21 protein-coding genes are annotated in these 19,090 nt (G+C 34.1%); 15 read left to right on the top strand and 6 right to left on the bottom strand.

Annotated features, from left to right (window positions below):
• Positions 1 to 29 precede the first annotated feature (29 nt).
• Positions 30 to 272, top strand: a complete 243-nt coding sequence (locus E5Z56_RS03145; RefSeq protein WP_138156484.1) for a hypothetical protein — start codon at positions 30 to 32, stop codon at positions 270 to 272.
• Positions 273 to 393: 121 nt separating this feature from the next.
• Entirely contained in the window at positions 394 to 2,067 is a 1,674-nt protein-coding gene (locus tag E5Z56_RS03140) for a recombinase family protein (protein ID WP_138156483.1), read from the top strand.
• 231 nt (positions 2,068 to 2,298) lie between these two features.
• Here E5Z56_RS03140 and E5Z56_RS03135 read toward each other — a convergent pair whose 3' ends face one another.
• The 5 genes from E5Z56_RS03135 to E5Z56_RS03115 form a co-directional block, all read right to left on the bottom strand.
• On the bottom strand, positions 2,299 to 2,643 hold the full coding sequence (locus tag E5Z56_RS03135; protein WP_138156482.1) for a hypothetical protein: 345 nt from the start codon (positions 2,641 to 2,643) through the stop codon (positions 2,299 to 2,301).
• A gap of 784 nt (positions 2,644 to 3,427) precedes the next feature.
• Positions 3,428 to 4,393, bottom strand: a complete 966-nt coding sequence (locus E5Z56_RS03130) for a GH25 family lysozyme (RefSeq protein WP_138156481.1) — start codon at positions 4,391 to 4,393, stop codon at positions 3,428 to 3,430.
• Positions 4,377 to 4,598, bottom strand: a complete 222-nt coding sequence (locus E5Z56_RS03125) for a holin (RefSeq protein WP_353884784.1) — start codon at positions 4,596 to 4,598, stop codon at positions 4,377 to 4,379. Before E5Z56_RS03125 ends, E5Z56_RS03130 begins: the two co-directional genes overlap by 17 nt.
• Positions 4,599 to 4,609: 11 nt before the next feature.
• Positions 4,610 to 4,843 carry a hypothetical protein gene (locus E5Z56_RS03120; protein ID WP_138156479.1) on the bottom strand — a complete coding sequence of 78 codons (234 nt, stop codon included), beginning with the start codon at positions 4,841 to 4,843 and terminating at the stop codon, positions 4,610 to 4,612.
• A 129-nt stretch (positions 4,844 to 4,972) separates the two neighbouring features.
• Positions 4,973 to 6,541, bottom strand: a complete 1,569-nt coding sequence (locus E5Z56_RS03115) for a hypothetical protein (RefSeq protein ID WP_138156478.1) — start codon at positions 6,539 to 6,541, stop codon at positions 4,973 to 4,975.
• A gap of 238 nt (positions 6,542 to 6,779) precedes the next feature.
• On the opposite strand from E5Z56_RS03115, the gene E5Z56_RS03110 reads away from it, so the two are divergent.
• Genes E5Z56_RS03110 through ruvX form a run of 5 tightly spaced genes read left to right on the top strand, consistent with a single transcriptional unit; the run spans position 6,780 to position 11,014 of the window.
• Positions 6,780 to 8,108 carry a transglutaminase domain-containing protein gene (locus E5Z56_RS03110; RefSeq protein WP_138156477.1) on the top strand — a complete coding sequence of 443 codons (1,329 nt, stop codon included), beginning with the start codon at positions 6,780 to 6,782 and terminating at the stop codon, positions 8,106 to 8,108.
• Positions 8,109 to 8,117: 9 nt separating this feature from the next.
• Positions 8,118 to 8,870: a dihydroorotate dehydrogenase electron transfer subunit gene (locus E5Z56_RS03105; RefSeq protein WP_175405361.1), complete on the top strand. Its 753-nt coding sequence runs from the start codon at positions 8,118 to 8,120 to the stop codon at positions 8,868 to 8,870.
• Positions 8,870 to 9,781: a dihydroorotate dehydrogenase gene (locus tag E5Z56_RS03100; RefSeq protein WP_022504982.1), complete on the top strand. Its 912-nt coding sequence runs from the start codon at positions 8,870 to 8,872 to the stop codon at positions 9,779 to 9,781. Before E5Z56_RS03105 ends, E5Z56_RS03100 begins: the two co-directional genes overlap by 1 nt.
• Positions 9,782 to 9,827: 46 nt before the next feature.
• On the top strand, positions 9,828 to 10,532 hold the full coding sequence (locus E5Z56_RS03095; RefSeq protein WP_138156475.1) for a DUF421 domain-containing protein: 705 nt from the start codon (positions 9,828 to 9,830) through the stop codon (positions 10,530 to 10,532).
• 53 nt (positions 10,533 to 10,585) lie between these two features.
• Positions 10,586 to 11,014 (top strand): Holliday junction resolvase RuvX, encoded by a 429-nt coding sequence (gene ruvX, locus E5Z56_RS03090; protein ID WP_138156474.1) that lies wholly within the window; start codon positions 10,586 to 10,588, stop codon positions 11,012 to 11,014.
• Between the two features lie 435 nt (positions 11,015 to 11,449).
• Here ruvX and E5Z56_RS03085 read toward each other — a convergent pair whose 3' ends face one another.
• On the bottom strand, positions 11,450 to 11,944 hold the full coding sequence (locus tag E5Z56_RS03085; protein WP_138156473.1) for a hypothetical protein: 495 nt from the start codon (positions 11,942 to 11,944) through the stop codon (positions 11,450 to 11,452).
• Between the two features lie 341 nt (positions 11,945 to 12,285).
• On the opposite strand from E5Z56_RS03085, the gene E5Z56_RS03080 reads away from it, so the two are divergent.
• From E5Z56_RS03080 to E5Z56_RS03045, 8 genes are all read left to right on the top strand, one after another.
• Positions 12,286 to 14,904, top strand: coding sequence for a cation-translocating P-type ATPase (locus E5Z56_RS03080; RefSeq protein ID WP_138156472.1), 2,619 nt, complete (start codon positions 12,286 to 12,288; stop codon positions 14,902 to 14,904).
• Between the two features lie 163 nt (positions 14,905 to 15,067).
• Positions 15,068 to 15,571: a MarR family winged helix-turn-helix transcriptional regulator gene (locus E5Z56_RS03075; protein ID WP_175405360.1), complete on the top strand. Its 504-nt coding sequence runs from the start codon at positions 15,068 to 15,070 to the stop codon at positions 15,569 to 15,571.
• A 44-nt stretch (positions 15,572 to 15,615) separates the two neighbouring features.
• Positions 15,616 to 15,924, top strand: a complete 309-nt coding sequence (locus tag E5Z56_RS03070; protein WP_207668588.1) for a GIY-YIG nuclease family protein — start codon at positions 15,616 to 15,618, stop codon at positions 15,922 to 15,924.
• A 159-nt stretch (positions 15,925 to 16,083) separates the two neighbouring features.
• Positions 16,084 to 16,314: a helix-turn-helix domain-containing protein gene (locus E5Z56_RS03065; RefSeq protein WP_138156152.1), complete on the top strand. Its 231-nt coding sequence runs from the start codon at positions 16,084 to 16,086 to the stop codon at positions 16,312 to 16,314.
• A 167-nt stretch (positions 16,315 to 16,481) separates the two neighbouring features.
• The gene (locus E5Z56_RS03060; protein WP_138156469.1) at positions 16,482 to 16,703 is read left to right on the top strand and encodes a hypothetical protein; all 222 of its coding nucleotides are present in this window, start codon (positions 16,482 to 16,484) and stop codon (positions 16,701 to 16,703) included.
• A complete protein-coding gene (locus tag E5Z56_RS03055; RefSeq protein WP_138156198.1) occupies positions 16,700 to 16,975 on the top strand; it encodes an integrase core domain-containing protein in 276 nt (91 codons plus the stop codon). The genes E5Z56_RS03060 and E5Z56_RS03055 overlap by 4 nt, the downstream gene beginning before the upstream one ends.
• 196 nt (positions 16,976 to 17,171) lie before the next feature.
• Positions 17,172 to 18,431, top strand: coding sequence for a CobW family GTP-binding protein (locus E5Z56_RS03050; protein ID WP_022505788.1), 1,260 nt, complete (start codon positions 17,172 to 17,174; stop codon positions 18,429 to 18,431).
• 110 nt (positions 18,432 to 18,541) lie between these two features.
• A complete protein-coding gene (locus E5Z56_RS03045) occupies positions 18,542 to 19,081 on the top strand; it encodes a nitroreductase family protein (RefSeq protein ID WP_138156468.1) in 540 nt (179 codons plus the stop codon).
• The last annotated feature ends 9 nt before the right edge of the window (positions 19,082 to 19,090 follow it).

The raw sequence follows: 19,090 nt of genomic DNA, 5'->3' as shown, positions 1-19,090 counted from the left end.
GGAAAAACAATTTGAATCTGTGATGCCTTATGGCATCGGAAAAGAAAGTTATAAATCAAGAAGATTTTGCCAACAATAAAACTGAAACCAATCCGAAGGGAGCAAAGACTACGGAAGCAGTTATCAGTAACGGTAACCCGATCGGCGACAGGTTGTGGCTGGAGCATTTTGCAAACGCACTGCATCATAGGGTATTCAATGATGAAGAATACCGAAAACTCATGCGGTTGATCGATAGGGAGCTGAGCCGGAAGTATAAAGGTAAAATCTGACAAAACTGGGAACAGCCTCCTAATGCAAAGGAGGCTGTTCCAAACTATAATAAAAGTATATTCTATTTTGACTGGACATTACCGAATTGTCGTGGTAGTGTTTGGGAAGGAGGTAAAATCAATGGATATATTATCTGTCAGAAATCAAATCAAAAGCGAGGGTATAAGCTTCAGGGATCTGCCTCTGCGCGTAGCGTTTTATGCCCGCGTCAGCACGGATTATCTTGAACAGCTCAATTCCCTTGAAAATCAGAAGCAATACTTTACAGAATATATCGGTGATATGCCGAACTGGGAATTCGCGGGAGGATATATCGACGAAGGACTTTCGGGTGTGTCTACTAAAAAGCGCGAGAAGTTCAATGAGATGATCGACGATGCTTTGGATGGAAAGTTCGACCTTATCGTCACCAAAGAGGTATCCCGATTCGCCCGTAACACGCTCGACAGCATACAGTATACCCGTCAGCTGTTAGCCAACGGCGTTGCGGTATATTTTCAGAATGACAACATCAACACGCTCGATGATGACTCGGAATTCAGGCTGACGATCATGGCATCTATGGCGCAGGACGAGAGCCGTAAAATCAGCTCGCGCGTTAAGTGGGGACATCATCAGGCGATAAAGAATGGCGTGGTGCTCGGCAACAGCAATATCTTCGGCTACCGCAAAGCAGACAAGAGGCTGTATATCGACGAGGAACAGGCTGCGATAGTCAGGGAGTTGTTCGAACTGTACGCCACCGGCAAGTACAGCATGAAGAACCTCGAAACCTACTTTTATAACAAGGGCGTTCGCAACACGCGCGGCAATAAGCTCGCGCACAATACGATGGCGAACATCATTCGTAACCCGAAGTATATGGGCTACTACGTCGGCAACAAAGTTCAGATAATCGATATGTTCACCAAAAAGCAGAAATTCCTGCCCGAGGAAGAGTGGGTCATCTTCAAAGACGAAACAGGGGAGACAGTACCGCAGATCGTATCGGAGGAGCTTTGGAAAAGAGCCAACGAAGTCCTAAAGGTCAGAAGTCTCGACGTTATCCAAAAGCAAAACAAGACCAACCACAATAATCTGCTTACAGGCAAGTTGATTTGCGCTCACTGCGGTAAGCCGTTCTACCGCAAGGATTCGGTCAGCAAAAAGGGAACGGCAAATTCAGCGTGGCGGTGTTCGGGTAAAATCAAAAACGGAGCGGAGAGCTGTCCGTCGATGACGATATACGAAAACGAGATCATTCCGATATTAGAGGACGTGTTCAAATCAAGCCAGCAGAATATCAACGAGCTGTCGGAACTCATTATGCGGTTGTCCGAGGAACTCCTTAACACCAACGAAGGCGCGAACCGAATAGAAACCCTAAATAAGAGCATCGCGAACGAACAAAAGAAAAAGCAAAAGTTGTTACAGCTCAATATTGAGGGACGGTTCCCGGACAGCGAATTTGTACGGATGTCTGCTGAATGCGACGAAGAGATCGACCACTGTCAGGAAGAGATCACCGCCATCACCGACCAAATGCAAAACAGAAAGGATGTTAACAAAGAACTTGCTGAGATCCGTTCCATCCTCGATCTCGCCGCCGAAAGCCTTAACGGAGACGAGCTTGATCGCAGCTTTGTGGACAGGTTCATCAAGCAGATACTTGTATACCCCGAAGAAAACGGAATGAGGCTTGAAATCGAGCTGAACGCAGGCGGAAAAGTCGTCAAAAACCTCGCTAAATCTATTGGTCGTACGGGGAAAACGAGCAAGAAAATGATTGAAAGCTACGAAAACGCAGTTAAATAATAAACCGAATTTTCAGCTATAAAGAATTAATGAACTGTAGTTTAACTATAAAGATAAAACTATAGCGAAATTAAATCAACCGTAAAATAAGGGGCAGTGAATACACTGCCCCTTAGAGTTGTTATAAAGATTCTTGTTCTTCTTTTTTATCTATATAATTCCATATTTGTTTACGCATATAAATAATTAGAAGAATGATGGTTGGTATATTTGTAATGAAAAGAAATTCTCCTAAAACATATACCATTCCTTAGTTCTTTCGATTTCTGTTTCTTCAAGTACCAATGATTTTGAGTCAAGAGAATTAACAAATTCTTTTTCATCATTTTTGTTTTGGAAGATATGCTGACTTTGTGAATTATCTTTCTCAACAGTAACTGAATAATAGTGACTGCCATTTGTAAAGCCATCCGAGATTAGGTTGGTAATTGCCGGTTGAGAAACTAAAATGCCTATTGAACCGATAAAGCAAATAAGTGGCAATAGTAAGCCGAGTAACTTTTTCTTTCCTAAGAACATACATTGAATAACTATAAAAGCTATTGCAATAACTAACATAATAATTTGTAATACCATTTCTTGATTTTCTTTTTAAATATAGTCTTGATTATATAAAATTAAACATAATTTGTCAAATATTTCAAATTAACAATGTTTATACTAATATTTATTCGATAAATTTGGGTTGTGGTGATATTTAAATACTAAAAAGTGTATACTATGTCCTTTCTCTCTTATATACCAAGTTATTGCACAATTAATAATATAACAATATTATGTAACATAAACAGTACCGATTTTTATATCATATTATGGCTCACAGTCGTAGGGGCGAACAGTGTTCGCCCGTAAAAAAGTGTGATACCTATGGGATTTTTGTCCTATTTACAGACTATAAATTTGTAATATCTACATAGGGCATAATACCTTTATTTAGGGTAGCTTGTAACGGGACATCAATGATGTCCCCTACACCTGTTAGCCACACTTTAACGATGGTATAAGGTATGATATTTTTGTAAATTTTTCTTTATAGCTGATTGAATTTAAAATAAATTCACCTTAACCCACAGATAAAATTGAAAAACCCTAATTTATATTACTGATTTATCTTAAAAAATAAAATTGAAAACCCAAATTTATACAGACAATTTTTATTTAGAATTATAGAAAAGACAGAACAATAGGGAGCATAAAATGCTCCCTAAATAGAAATTAATTATAATGAAAAGTGGTTATAAAATAGTAAATAATTACACCGAAAGCTAATACAAAAACCATAACACTATACGATGAAAAGTTATTTGTAAAAGCAAAAACTAATTATAAAAAATAAAATGCAATAAAACTAATTGTAAAATCACTTTCTCAGGTATCTGTTTATACCTGAGGAAAGGTAGTCATAGCCTTTGAATTTACCATTTTCAAAGGTACACACAAGGGTTACTTTTTTACCTTTTCTTAAAACTTTTGATTTCTCAATTTTATTATTTTTAATTACATAAACCTTGGTGTCTTTTTTCAAAACTTCCTTAGGAAATGTTGAAAGGCTACTTCTGTTTAGAACAGAATTTGTAACGAAATAATCCTTTCCTTGATACTGTATCTTTGACCAACCATACATATCGTCATAAATCCATTTTAGCTTTGTTCCTTTCTCAACAGTTTTTTCTACTTTACTTGTTCCGGTAATATAATCTCTGTATCCATATTTATAAAGTCCTGTTTTCTTCTTTACTGTTACATAAATAACAGGATTTTTGTAGATATAGTTCATATCAAAGTTACTTGCATTTTTTCTGATTTTACCTTGTGAAGTGTATTGCCAAATGTCACAACTAAAATCTTTCTTATCTCCATATTGTGCAAGCCAAATGCTGTAATTTTTCTTGATTTCGTTATAATTTAAATAGTTCTTGAACCAGTTTGCATTGGCATATACACCGGCAGTATATCCGGATTTTTCAATTACCTTGCAAAATTCAATTGCAATTTTAGTTAGGACTTCTTTGCCTAAATAGGTCAAATTCTCTTCTTCCATATCTATATAAATTGGTAGGTCAAGGTCCTTACCTTTAATCCATTTTAGGCAGGTGTTTGCCTCTTTTCTTGCTTCATTAACTGACTTTGCATAACTGTAATGATACACACCAACACGCATTTTATTTTCTTTTGCTTTTCTGTAATTTTTATCAAAGTATGGGTCTTTCTGATTACTTTCCATTCCGTAACCACATTGAATAATTACATTGTTAATACCTATAGATTTTACACCGGTGTAGTCAATGTCACCGTTCCATTTGCTAACATCAATTGCCTTTTGCATTAGTAGTGTCCTCCTTTACTTCCGGTAATCCTGAGATTGAAGTTAGCATAGACAAAATACCTGAAAGTAGGGAAGCAGAAACTACTGCAACCCAGTTTACTTCATCCATCATTGCAGTAACACCAATGGTTGAAACTGCAGTTTGTGCTATGGTTTTTATGGCTCTGACAGTAGCACACTTTAGCCATTGTTTAAAATTTTTCAAATACATTCCTCCTAATGTTCTAGTTCTTCTATTCTATGATTTACATTTTTGATTTCTTCCGAAATAACAGAAATATTTTTTTCTGCCTCATACATTCTTTCAACTACTTGGTTGTGTTTGTCAACTTTTTTCTCTAGTTGTTCTATTCTGTAAGCAGTCATTTTGTTTGTTGCAAAAATACCACCGATTGTACCGATAGCCGAACCCAGTAGTGTAATTAGTGCAACAACTACTTCTCCACTCATAAAATCCCTTCTTTATATTTTTACTTGTGTTCCCATACAGGATGTTTTTGATAAAATGGGAACTTTTTATTCTTGATTTTTCTGTTCCAATGGTATTACATTTTATGAAATATTATTGTAGTAGTGATTTTAACTAACTTTACTGTCTATATAATTTTTAGGGTCGGCAATATAATTTAAGATAAAATCACTGTCACTAATAACAGTTGTACTTGGGTAATATGTATGCAATGAGTTTACATCAGCATTAGCCAAAGTAACTTTTTGACAATCACAATCTTCATAATCTGTAGCAGTATTATTAACTTCAATCTGTATGTTGCTGATTGTGATATTGGCTTTTGTTTTGTTAGTGTAAAAGCAAAGTGCTTTATTTAGCTTATTAATATCAACTGTGTCTGTAACAACAATTCTTTGCTTTGTTGGTGTTATATCAAAGTAGTTGTAACTATAAAGTTGTATAAATTGAATTCCAATTTTGCAATTAATGTCCGATTGAATGTCAAATGATAATGCAACAGGTTTACCACTTAACTTTGTATAATCTATGCCATAGCCTTTAAAGTCCAGATAATTGTTATGCCTGATGTAAACACCTGAATTAGCACCTGTTTCTGATGTGGTGAAAGATATTGATTTGTTATCTTTATTGACAACAATATTACTTACTGAGTCGTTTCCGTATACACGGATACTGTTAAAATCAAATAGATTTTTTCTGTAAAATGCAATTTGCTTACTGTTATCTTTTTCACCACAAATTAAATCAACAATATTACAATCACTACTGTCATTAAGTACAACACTAGTTGATTTTTCTGTAGTATTTTTGATTGTAAGATTTTTGATAAACTTCTCTTTCTTGTCAAGGTCAGCTTTCATAGTTTTAATGCTTTTTGCATTAGTATTAATGTTTGTAGAATGACTTGCAATTGCCTGATTGGTTGTATCTTTAAAAGTATTAAAGTCGGTAATATTAACTTTGTTATTTTTCAGATTTTCAATATCATTAATTAGTGTTGAAATTTTAGAAGTAACATAGTCCCAAACTGCTTTGCTGGATGGATAGTAGGTTGTGCTGGGAAAGTTGATTGTATCAATTTTGTTAGATATATTTTCCTTTGTATCAAGGTCTGTTGTGTCAGCTTTCTTAGCTAACTCTTTTTCAACAGTTTCCTTATCAGCCTTGCTATTTACAAGTTCATCAATATCAGTAATTTCAGCTAGGTGGCTGATTATATCCTTAACTACCTTTGCATCACTTTCAATTTTAGATACTTCATTCATAAGTCTAACTAATGTACCGTATTCCTTTGAAGTTTCAATTTCATCTTCATCACTAACTGTGCTGAGAGAAACTTCTACAAGAAAATTCTGTGAAGTTATGTATTTATCTTCATCCACTACTGTGATTTCACAATTTAGAAAACCGGCAGTATCAAGCATTGTACTTGTTAATTCAACAATAATAATGTTCTGTTCCAAATCAATTTCACAGTCATTAATAGCTTTAACTTCACCATTGTTTGAGGCTTTAAGAATGGCTCTGTAGCTATCATTTAGGATTAATTCTTCACCGGACATTGTTAGTGTTACATCTATAAATCTTGTTTTTTGGTCACCTTGGTGTGCAATAATATTTGGCAAAATATTTGCCTTGTTTACATCAAGAATGATTGATTGGTGTTTTATATCCATATTTTCCTCCTTATATTTTTTAGCCATTACGGGGAAATGACTATATAAAATTGTAGAGAAAAATGAAAAACCTATCAATGCAATTATTGCATTTTTGAAAATTTATTGATTTTATTTTTAATGTGATTAGGAAAATCCCAGATAAAAAACACTTGTAACAGAAAATTATAATGCTAATATAGAATTATGATTTATAACCTATATCGTATAATAAAATGTAACGAAAAGAGGAATAATTGTGAAAAAACAAATATTAGCTTTGTTTATGGGTTGTGTATTATTAGGCAGTTTTGTTGGTTGTAATGAAACTAAGAAACCTGCTGAAAGTAAAACAACAACTACTACTGTTTCAAACGAAAATTTAAATAAAGATAAAGACGATACAGATTATAAAGATATAGATATAAAGCAGTCAGAAAAAAGTGATTACTATACTCCTATAGAAATCAAGAATGGTTATAATTCTTTACAAACCGATGACCAAAGAAAATTCTATGATTTGGTAATGGAAAGTACAAATTCTGTTGCCGAAGAAAAAGATGAAAATGACATTTATCCTTGCAGTATTGTAAATATGGAAGATACTGTTCTTACTCAAGCAGAAATCAGACTTGTAATTACTGCTGTAAAAGAGGATAATCCTATGTTGTTCTGGTTAACAGATAAGTTTGGTTTTAGCAATACTGAGGGTTATACTGCAGTACAACTTTATAGTTATGAGCCACCTGAAAAAATCAAGACAATGCAAAATAAACTTAATAAGGAAGTTAATAAGTTTATAAATTCTGTTGAATATGGACTTGATGATTTTTCTCTTGAACTTTTAGCACATGATTATATTAATGATAGATGTAAATATGATGATGATGTTAAGGACTCAGATGATGACTATTTGGCATTTACACCTTATGGTGCGATTGTAAATGGCAATGCAGTATGTGAGGGTTATGCAAAGGCATTTGGTTACTTGCTTTCTCAACTTGGAATTGAAAGTAAAGGTATAGTAGGTAAAGGCAGTCAGGAACTTCATATGTGGAATGCAGTGAAGATTAACGGTAACTGGTACTATACTGACATTAGCTGGGATGACGGCAAGGAATATAGCCGTTATGATTACTTTAATATTACAGAAAGTCAGCTAAAGAAAGACCATACAATCAGTAAGGTTTATTCAAAATGTTCAAGTGATGAGGTTAACGGTACTAACGGTGTAAAGGCTATTAACTTTAACCTTTCTATACCTGAATGTGACAGTACAGAAGAAAACTATTATGTAAAGAAAGCAGTGCATTTTACTGATTTGTACAGTTATCAAAATGATGAAATGACAAATGCACTTTATAATGCAGCAAATAATAAAGAAAAGTATTTTCATATTTATATTGATCCTGTTTACCTGGAATATAACGGTGCAGTTGACCAATTATTCGTTTCTGGTGATCAACTTTTCTTTACTTATATTGATACAGTAAATTCAATGTACCCAAGTAACTATATTGATAAGTCAGGGGTTTCTATTATTAAGAAAGAGAACTTATCGGTAGTTACGGTGAAATTAAGTTATTAAGGAGAAATTATGAGTTACGATGCACAAAAGTTTAAGGTAATTAAAAATGAAGAAATTGCCACAGGAATTTTTGATATGTGGGTTGAAAATTCCGAACTTTCAGTTCTGGCAAAACCGGGTCAGTTTGCACATATTCTTGTACCGGGAAAAGTACTTAGAAGACCAATTTCTATTTGTGATGCAGACAAATCTTGCCTAAGACTTGTTTATCAGGTAAAGGGTGAGGGTACTGAAATTCTATCTAAAGTTAAGGTAGGAGAAGAACTTGACATTCTTGCACCACTGGGTAATGGTTTTGATATTAATCCTGAAAAGAGATATTGCTTTATCGGTGGTGGTATTGGTGTACCTCCAATGTTATATGCATCTAAGCAAAAGGAAAAACCGGTTGTAATTACAGGTTTCAGAAACAAAGACCTTGTAATTTTACAGAGTGATTTCCGTAAAGATAATTGTGAACTTTACCTTACAACAGATGACGGTTCAGCAGGTGAAAAGGCATTTGTAACTGATGTGTTAAAGAGAAAGTTAGATGAAATTGATGAAGTTTGTGCTTGTGGTCCTATGCCAATGTTAAGAGCAATTTCTGAAATTTGTAACGAAAATAATGTACCTTGTCAAGTAAGCCTTGAAGAAAGAATGGGTTGTGGCATTGGTGCTTGTTTGGTTTGTGCTTGTGAAGTTAAGAGAAACGGTACAAACGATTATGTTCATGTATGTAAAGACGGTCCGGTATTTGATAGCAAGGAGGTTGTATTTTAATGGCAGATTTATCAGTAAAGGTTGCAGGTGTTGACTTTAACAGTCCACTGATTGCAGCATCAGGTACTTTTGGTTTTGGTCATGAGTACAGTAATTTTTATGATTTATCAAACCTAGGTGGTATTTCTTGTAAGGGTATTACTTTAAAGAAAAGACTTGGTAATCCACCACCAAGAATTGCAGAAACTCCTTCAGGTATTCTAAATGCAGTTGGACTTCAAAACCCCGGTGTTGACCATTTTATTGAGAAAGATTTACCTTGGCTTAAAAAGCAAGGTACAGTTATCATTGCAAATATTGCCGGTAACACTCAGGAAGAATATGGTCAAATGGCAGAAAAGCTAAGTGATACAGATATTGATATGATTGAGCTTAACATTAGTTGTCCTAATGTTAAAAGTGGTGGTGTTGCTTTTGGTACATCTTGTGAAAGTGTTGCTAATATTACAAAGTATGTTCGTGACCATTGCAAGAAGCCTCTTATTGTAAAATTAAGTCCTAATGTTACAGATATTGCAGAAATTGCAAAGTCTGCTGAAGCAAATGGTGCTGATGCAATTTCTATGATTAATACTTTAACAGGTATGAGAATTGATATTAATACAGGCAGACCTATCATTAAGAACAACACAGGTGGTATGTCAGGTCCTGCAATTTTCCCTGTAGCAGTAAGAATGGTATGGCAAACTGCAAATGCTGTTAAGATTCCTATTATCGGTATGGGTGGTATCTCTAAGTGGCAAGATGCAATTGAAATGTTAATGGCAGGTGCTACTGCTTTACAGATTGGTACTTGTATGTTTACCGACCCATATGCACCTATCAAAATCAATGAAGGCATTGCAGAATTTATGGACAAGAATGGCATTAAGTCATTAAGTGAAATTACAGGCTCTGTAAAGCCTTGGTAAAATGAATAATAAACCATAGAATCATCATAATAGTAGTGGTGATTTTATGGTTATAATAAAAACTTTAGTATTAACATTTACTTCAATAATTGTACTTTTTATTTTGGCAAAGCTAATGGGAAATAAACAGATTTCTCAGTTATCTACCTTTGACTATATTAACGGTATTACAATCGGTTCTATTGCAGCAGAGCTTTCAACAGAAGAATGGGATAATGTGCTGGAACCTTTAACTGCTATGATAATTTATGGTTTGGTGGCAGTTGCTATTTCCTATATTTCATTAACTACAATGCCACTAAGGAGATTTTTTTCAGGTAAGACAACTATCATTTTTAAGAATGGAAAGTTCTACAAGAAAAATCTTTTAAAGTGTAAGCTGGATATTGGTGAGTTTTTGACAGAGGTTAGAGCACAGGGTTACTTTTCTATTAAGGATATTGAGTGTGCTTATCTGGAAAGTAACGGTATGGTTAGTGTACTTCCAAAAAGTGAGAAAGCACCTTTGACACCATATGATATGGGTATGAAACCTAAGAAAGCAGAGGCTGAACCTATATTGATTATGGACGGTAAAATCCTTTACAAAAACCTAAAGCAATGTGGCAAAGATGAACAGTGGCTAAATGAAAAGGTAAAGGAAAGCGGTGCAGTAATTTCTGATGTTTTTATTGCACAAGCAGATGGTGAAAACAACCTTTCTGTGTATGTAAAAACCGATGAAAGTGTTACTAATGATATTTTTCAGTAAGGAGATTTTCTGTTTTAAGTACTACAATTATTGCAAGTAGAAAGGCAATAAATATGATTATTATGGCTGTGGACTTGGGCAAAGCAAGAACAGGTATTGCAATTTGTGACAAACTGGAAATGCTAAGTTCACCACTAACCCAAATTAGTGAATATAATAGGGAGAGACTCCTTGAGAAAATTTCTAACCTAGCTAAGGAAAAGAAAGCAGAACTTATTGTTGTTGGTCTTCCTAAGAATATGGATGGCAGTGAGGGTGACTCTGCAAAAGGTGCAAGAGAATTTGCAGAAAAACTTGCTGAAATGTCCGGTATTAATGTTGATATGCAGGACGAAAGAGGTACAACAATAACTGCCCATAATTACCTTAACTTTACCGATACAAGAGGTAAGAAAAGAAAGAATGTGGTGGATACAGTTGCTGCCACAATTATCCTTGAGGATTATTTAAATAAAAGAAAAAATAAAGGCTTATTCATTTGAAATGAATAAGCCTTTGTGGTTTCTGCTTTTTAATTTGGATTGTGGGTATAGGTGAGGCAGATAAATCAGGGTTGTGGTGCTAGATGTAAAGTGTTAAATTTTAGCAAATAAGGCTCCCCTTGTGTAAAGGGAGCTGTCGCTCGTAAATTGGAAGAATGACAATTTACTCTTAAAGAGCGACTGAGGGATTGTTATGGTACATACTTTTTGTTATATCAATTTTATTCGATAGATATATAATAGGTTTTGTTTTCCTATCTAAATTTTATCTATCTATTACTGCCTACTAGACAATCCTTCCACCACTTCGTGGTCCCCCTCCCTTTACACAAGGGAGGCTGGTTAGTCTCTGCTAATTCTAAATATCTACCACAAAACAAGGTGAGTTATAACCCCACAAACCCAAATTTGTAAAACAAATAAATCTAGAACAAATTACCAATCATACTCCATATTAGAGATAAGGTAGTCTTTATCTACTTTATTAAAAGTAAATCTTTCGTGTAGGGCATTTTTGCCTACCTTACGATTACCCACAGGAACATAGTCATTTGAATATACTATAGTATAGTATACTTCAACTGTAAATTTATCATTGCCCACATTTTTTAATGTGCTAAAGTCAATCTTCTGTAATTTACATTTTTCTACAGTATCAAATAGAGCAGTAATTTCACCTTTACTGTAGTTTTCTCTTTTGTCCTTTACAAAGCACATATTAAAGTTATCAGCATTATGTTCTTTTAAAGAGTTGCAGTAAAGTAGCATTGTACTGTTGATTTTGTTTTTAACTTCTTTGTATTGGTCAACAGTTGTTGTTTGTTCTGTAGTTATTGATACAGAATTGTCTTTACTTTCATCACCACAAGAGCATAGTGAAATTGCAATTACAATAGCAAAAACTATACTTATTATTTTTGTTACTTTCATAAAATATCCTTTCTAATATTAAATTAATAAATTTGCATTATTATGGTATAATAAATAATTGTATAAATCAAGAGATTAATTGTAAATAATATTTATATATTAAATGTAAAATAAATAGTTGACAAAGCAAGATTAATGTGATAATATCAAAGCAATAAAGGGGAGTAGTTCGCAGAATACTGTGGTATAACCGTCAGTACACATACCTTTTGGTATCGGTTATATCTTAAAGAACGAGACTTTTATTGTAGTACCTAAGGTTATTGGGTGTTGCAATAAAAGTCTCTTTTTTTGTTCTCTTTTTACTCTTTATCATTATTTTCTTTTGGGGAGGAGAAAAGATGAAAAACTTGTATCAAATGCCTAGTGAAGAAGTGCTAAAGCAGTATGGTACTTCAAAAGATGGTCTTACGGACAAAACGGCAAAAGAAAAACTGGAGAAAGATGGGGAAAATGCTTTGGCTGAGGGCAAGAAAAAATCAGCCTTTAGTGTGTTTATTTCTCAGTTTGCAGATTTGTTAGTTATTATTCTGATTATTGCTGCTATTATTTCAATTTTTTCCGGAAACCTAGAGGGTACTGTTGTAATTTTTGCAGTTATTATTCTTAATGCAATTTTAGGTACAGTGCAACATATTAAAGCAGAAAAAACTCTCGATAGCTTAAAATCACTTTCATCACCTAGTGCTAAGGTTATTCGTAACGGTGAGAAAATTGAAATTGACTCAAAGAAGGTTGTTAAAGGTGACATTGTTATTCTTGAGGCAGGTGACTTGATTGTTGCTGACGGTAGAATAATCAATAACTATTCCTTACAGGTTAACGAAAGTTCCCTTACAGGTGAGTCAACTAATGTTGATAAAAATGACGGTATAATTGATAAGGAAGTTCCTTTAGCTGACAGAACAAATATGGTTTATTCAGGTAGCTTAGTAACTTACGGTAGAGCAATGGTGTGTGTTACTGCTACAGGTATGGAAACCGAAATCGGCAAAATCGCAACCTTAATGAATAGTGCTAAAGAGAAGAAAACACCTTTACAGGTTAGCCTAGATAAATTTTCTGCAAAACTTGCAATAATCATTATGATTATTTCTGCTATTGTTTTTGTGCTAAACCTTATTCAAGCACCGGTTATTAACAAAGATACTATCCTTGAGTCATTGATGTTTGTTGTAGCACTTGCAGTAGCTGCTATTCCTGAGGCTTTAGGTTCTATTGTTACTATTGTTCAGGCAATGGGTACTCAGAAAATGGCTAAGGAAAATGCAGTTATTAAGGATTTAAAAGCAGTAGAAAGTTTAGGTTGTGTATCTGTTATTTGTTCTGACAAAACAGGAACATTGACACAGAACAAAATGACTGTACAGAAAATCTATATTAATCACGAAAGTATCTTTGAAGAACAACTTGACCTTGATGTGGAAAGTCACAGACATTTAGTTTATGATATGGTGCTTAACAATGATTCAAGTATTGTTGACGGTAAGGGTATCGGTGACCCTACAGAATATGCTTTGCTGGAAACATTCCGTAAAATCGGTTATGACGAAAATGATATTAGAAAGTCTCTTGAAAGAATAGAGGAAGTACCTTTCGACTCAGACAGAAAAATGATGAGTACTAAGTACAAAATGCATGGTGTTAACCATATTTTAACTAAGGGTGCTTTGGATGTAATACTTGATAGATGTATCAGTATTGCTACTAAAGACGGTGTAAGACCTATTACAAAAGAAGATAAAGAAAAAATCTTATTACAGAACAAAAAGTATTCTGAAGAAGGTTTGAGAGTTCTGACCTTTGCTTATAAAGAGTCTGATGAACAGTTAAGTGTTGATACTGAGTATGACTATATTTTCTTAGGCTTGGTTTCTATGATTGACCCACCACGAGAAGAGTCAAAACAAGCAGTAGCAGATGCTATAAGTGCCGGTATTAAACCAATTATGATTACAGGTGACCACAAGGTTACTGCCACTGCAATTGCAAGGCAAATCGGAATTTTCCAAGATGGTGACATTGCAGTTACCGGTATGGAGCTTGACTCTATGAGTGATGCTGAGCTTGACAAGACTATTGAGAGAATTTCTGTTTATGCAAGAGTTTCTCCTGAAAACAAAATCAGAATTGTTGAGGCTTGGCAGAAGAAAGGAAATATTGTTTCTATGACAGGTGATGGTGTTAATGATGCACCGGCACTAAAGAAAGCTGACATTGGTGTTGCAATGGGTATTACCGGTACAGAAGTTTCTAAGGATGCATCATCAATGATTCTTCAGGATGATAACTTTGCAACAATTATTAAAGCAGTTGCAAATGGCAGAAATGTTTTTAGAAATATTAAGAACTCAATTCTGTTCCTACTTTCAGGTAATATGGCAGGTATCTTTGCAGTGCTATATACTTCTTTCTTTGCTTTGCCTGTACCTTTCCAAGCAGTACATTTACTATTCATCAATTTGCTTACCGACTCACTTCCGGCAATTGCAATCGGTATGGAAATGCCGGATAAAGACATTCTAAGGCAAAAACCGAGAGACCCAAAAACAGGAATACTGACAAAGGACTTTACAACTTTAATGTTCCTACAAGGTGCATTAATCGGTGCAGTTACAATTATTGCTTTCTATATTGGACTACAGGTTAATTCGGCAGTTGCAAGTACAATGGCTTTTGCTACCCTTACACTTGCAAGACTTTTCCATGGCTTTAACTGTAGAGGCAGAGAGTCAATCTTTGAACTTGGTTTGTTCTCAAATATCTATAGTGTAGGTGCATTTGTAGTTGGTGTATTGTTACTTGCATTTGTACTGTTTGTACCATTTATGCAACCGTTGTTTAGTGTTGAAGTTTTGACAGGTGCTCAGGTAGGCTTTATCGGTTTACTGGCATTTATTCCTACTGTAATTATTCAGATTGCAAAGGTGATTTATAGCCAAATCAAAAAGGCTAAATAACAGAAATTATATACTGAAATCCATAAATGTTCATTTGTCTTGAATATTTATGGATTTTTCGTTAAAAAAATAACATTTAAAGGACAAGTTTCTTCACATACCATTGACTTTATAATACTTACTTGATAAAATGTTTAACAATAAAAGAAAGCGAGTGGTTTATGTGGATGAAAAGTTTTTACACGATACAGGTGTATTACTAACCAAAGTTTCTAAGGCTACTATCCATAATTACAAGAAGTTTAGCAAGGTAGCAGTAGAAGATGAAGATATTTCTGTATGTGGGTTAGAAATTCTAACTTCGTTAAGATATTATCCGGACAAAAATACTGTTTCCGACTTAGCACAGAATATGGAAGTTAGCAAAGGCTTAGTGTCAAGAAATGTTGAGATTTTAAGAAAAAGTGGTTATCTAAATACATATCAAGATGAGTCAGACAGAAGAATTCTTAGAATTTCTATTAACAGTGAAAAGGCTTTGCCTATCCTATTAAAGCAGAAGAAAAACCTCTTTAGCCTTATTTATCAAATGGCAGGTGACTTAACTGATGAACAACTTATTCAGTTTAACGATACTCTTAAAATTGTTCTTGAAAACTGCAAAAATGCCAGTTTAGACAAGGAAACTAAGTTACCTGAAATTGATTACGAAAAATTTGTATTTTAAAATTAGGACTATATTTTTATAGTCCTTTTTTAGTTAGGAAAATTATGTACTATACATACCTTATAAGATGTAGTGACAACAGCCTTTACTGTGGGATTACTACCAATATAAAAAGAAGATTTACCGAGCATAAGGAAAAGTCACCTAAAGGTGCAAAATATACCCATACCCATAATGCAGAGAAAATTGAAATTGTCTTTGTTTCTGAAAACCGTTCTTTAGCTTCAAAACTTGAATATCAAATCAAAAGGCTAACTAAGGAGAAAAAAGAAATTTTGATTTCAGAAAAAAGTCTTCATGTGTTAGGGGATAAAGCAGATAAAGAATGTTATACCTTATATAAAGAAAAATAAAAGTAAACTGTATGTGCTAAAATGATATGACCCAATAAAAAAGAGGAGTAACTTCAAAATATGGTATAATGGAATCGCTCAAAAACATTAACCTAAGAAAGAAGTACTCCTCATGAATATAATAACACAAGAAGCAAAGAAAAAGCAAGCCATAGTAAAATACGCACTAAGAAAAGGAAAAGCGAAGCAAGTAGAGTGTACGGTGTAAGTCTTTCAAGCGTAAAGAGATGGTGTAAACAATATGACGGTACCTGGCAATCGCTATTGCCTAAATCACGCAGACCACATAGTCATCCCAACAGACACACAAAAAGAGAAGAAAGACAAATTAGAAATTCTTTTAAAAGTGCTATGAAAGATATGGATGGGATGGAGTATACAGTGATTTAAAGAGAAAAGGATATACAAGAAGCTATTCAGGAATGATATATGCTGCAAAAAGAATGGGCTTAGTAAAATATAAAAGACCAAGAAAAGAGCCGTAATCATAGAAGATATCCGGAGCTGTTAATACCTGGAGAAAAGGTGCAGATAGATGTAAAAGAAGTGCCATACAATTGCTTAAGAGGCAAGGCTTTAAGGGACGGAAAGCATTTTATCAATGGACTGCAATAGATGAATGTACAAGAATGAGATTTGTATATGGGTTTGAAGAACATACACCGGAAAACTCAACTAAATTCTTGAAAATGTTATTAAAAGAATTTCCGTTTAAAATAAAACGGTTCAAACAGATAACGGAAGAGAGTTCACATATAAATATCAAAGCAGTGAAGTGAAAAGTCCTTTTGAAATAGAATTGAACAAATTAGGTATAAATCATAAATTAATACCACCACGAACACCTTGGCACAATGGGAAGGTAGAAAGAAGTCATAGAAACGACCAAAGATATTTCTATGATTGGGAAACATTCAAAAATATTGAAGAATTAAATACAAAGTTAAAAGGACATTTAGAATGGAGTAATAACAAGACAATGAGAACACTTGAATACAAAAGTCCAATGCAGTTATTGAGTGAAAAGTTAGAATTGAAATCCATTAACTGATAATTCATAATCAAAAAGTCAGTAAAACAAGCGAAATATTAAATCATATTTTATTTTTACCCTAAAACGGGTCATATCTATTTACAACACAGATTATATAAAGAAAAATAAAAGTAAACATTATTTTACTTTTTCGGAATTTGTGTTATAATAAAATTTAGGTGAGCAAATCTTTATTTTAGAAAGGAATTGTACTATGAATAATACAAGAAAACCTATTCCGATTACCCTACTTACAGGTTACTTAGGAGCAGGTAAAACTACTTTAATAAATCATGTTTTAAATAATCAGGAAGGTTACAAATGTGCAGTTATCGTTAATGATATTGGTGAAGTTAACATTGATGCTGAACTAATTCAGAAAACAGGTGTTGTAACTCAGGAAGACCAGAACCTTGTACCACTATCAAACGGTTGTATCTGTTGTACACTTAATGTTGACCTTATTAACCAAATTACTGACCTTTGCGAAAGTGGTAAGTATGACTACATTCTTATTGAGGCTAGTGGTATTTGTGAACCATTACCTATTGCACAGTCAATTGCTATGCTGGAGGGTGATGAAGAAACTCCTGCACTATGCCATCTAGATAACATTGCAACTGTTGTTGACGCTTTAAGACTTGCATCAGAATTCGGTTGTGGTGATGACCTACTAAAGAAAGAAGTTGCTGAAGAAGATATTGAAAATCTACTAATTCAGCAGATTGAATTCTGTTCTACAATCGTTCTTAACAAGGTTGATATGGTTAAGCCTGAACAGTTAGACAAGGTTAAGGCTATGATTAAGGTTCTACAGCCAAAGGCTAGAATTATTGAAACAACTTATGGTAAGGTTGCAGTAGGTGACATCCTAGATACAAACAGTTATACATTTGAAGATACTGCTGAATCAGCAGGTTGGGCTCAGGTTTATGATAAGGATGAAGAAGAGATGGAAGAAGAACATCATCACCATCACCATCATCACCACCATCATGACCATGACCACGATCATGAACATCACGACCATGATCATGAGGACCATTCTCATTGTGACCATGAACATGGTGTATGTAACTGTGGTCACCATCACGATGATGACGAAGATGAATATGGTATCGGTACATTCGTATATCATAGCAGAAGACCATTTAGTCAGGAAAAGCTACAAGAATTTGTAAACCATTGGCCAAAGAGTGTTGTTCGTGCAAAGGGTATTGTTTGGTTTGATGACCAGAGAGACAGTGTGTTTGTATTTGAACAAGCCGGTGTACAGATTTCTGCTACTGAACAAGGCAAGTGGCTAACTGCTTTCCCTAAGGAACAACAGGAACTTTACCTAAAGGAATACCCTGAGGCTAAGAAGAACTGGGATGATGTTTATGGTGACAGAGAAATTAAGTTAGTATTTATCGGTCAACATATGGACAAGGAAAAGATTACTGCTGACCTTGACAAGTGTGTAACACAATAATTTAAAATATTTAATGGGTAGTTTCTCAACTACCCATTTTTTATAAACTACTTTACATATTATTGAAAAGTTGATAAAATGAAATAAAATTTATACACAAGGAGTTTGTTATGGAATTTAATGAATTACTGGAGAAAAGAAGAAGTGTTAGAAAATATAAAGCTAACACTACTGTTGATAGAGAAACAATAGAAGAAATCATCAAAGCTGCTCAACAAGCACCTACTTGGAAAAATTCACAAACAGGTAGATATTATGTTGTTACAGATGAAGAAAAGTTAAAGGAAATTAAGGAAAATTGCCTACTTTCTCGTAACGGTATTAATGCTGAGAATGCACCGGTACTTATTGTTACAACATTCGTTAAGGACTGGTCAGGTTTTGAAAAGAACGGTTCACCAACTAATGAGGCAGGTAACTTATGGGGTGCTTATGACCTAGGTTTACAGAATCAGAACCTAATGATGAAAGCATCTGATCTTGGTCTTGATACTCTTGTTATGGGTGTCAGAGATGAAATGGCTACAAGAAATGCACTTGACATTCCTTCTAATGAAATTATTATGGGTATCATTGCTTTAGGTTACAGAGATATTGAACCGGCAGCACCTAAGAGAAGAGACCTTGATGTTATTGCAAAGTTTATCTAATTAAATATT

The organism is Ruminococcus bovis (genome assembly GCF_005601135.1).
GTDB lineage: Bacteria > Bacillota > Clostridia > Oscillospirales > Acutalibacteraceae > Ruminococcoides > Ruminococcoides bovis.
This window is presented reverse-complemented; position numbering and strand designations above follow the sequence as displayed.